The organism is Mesorhizobium sp. M5C.F.Ca.ET.164.01.1.1 (assembly GCF_004792125.1).
In the GTDB taxonomy this organism is placed as follows: Bacteria; Pseudomonadota; Alphaproteobacteria; order Rhizobiales; family Rhizobiaceae; genus Mesorhizobium; species Mesorhizobium wenxiniae.
In genome coordinates this window covers 1-305 of the sequence record NZ_SRTG01000454.1, presented here as the reverse complement: position 1 = coordinate 305, position 305 = coordinate 1, and the positions used below count along the sequence as shown (strand labels likewise).

Below are 305 nucleotides of genomic sequence, written 5' to 3'. Positions count from 1 at the left end.
CAGGTAGATGCGCCCGCGCGGCGAATCGAGCTCGTTGCCAAGCGTCACATAGGTCGGGCAGGTGGCGGTGCAGAAGCCGCAATGGACGCATTTGCGCAGGATTTTTTCGGACTCGGCGACATGCGGATTAGCTAGCTGTGCGGGCGAAAAATTGGTCTGCATCTCTGATGTCCTAGGCCATGCGGCCGGGATTGAGGATGTTCTTGGGGTCGAATTCCTGCTTCAGCCGCCGGCTGAGCGCGGCCAGCGCCGGCGCCTGCGGCTCGAACACCGGCAGCGCGGCGCGGTGGGCGGGTGCAGCGCGT

General features: G+C 64.9%; 2 protein-coding genes. Both read right to left on the bottom strand.

Translation table 11 applies throughout. The annotated features are described in order from the left end of the window. On the bottom strand, positions 1 to 162 hold a 162-nt coding region (locus tag EN807_RS34255), incomplete at its 3' end, for a 4Fe-4S dicluster domain-containing protein (protein WP_189522701.1). A 10-nt stretch (positions 163 to 172) separates the two neighbouring features. After that, a partial coding sequence (locus tag EN807_RS34250) for an FAD-linked oxidase C-terminal domain-containing protein (RefSeq protein WP_281405267.1) occupies positions 173 to 305 on the bottom strand: 133 nt, incomplete at its 5' end.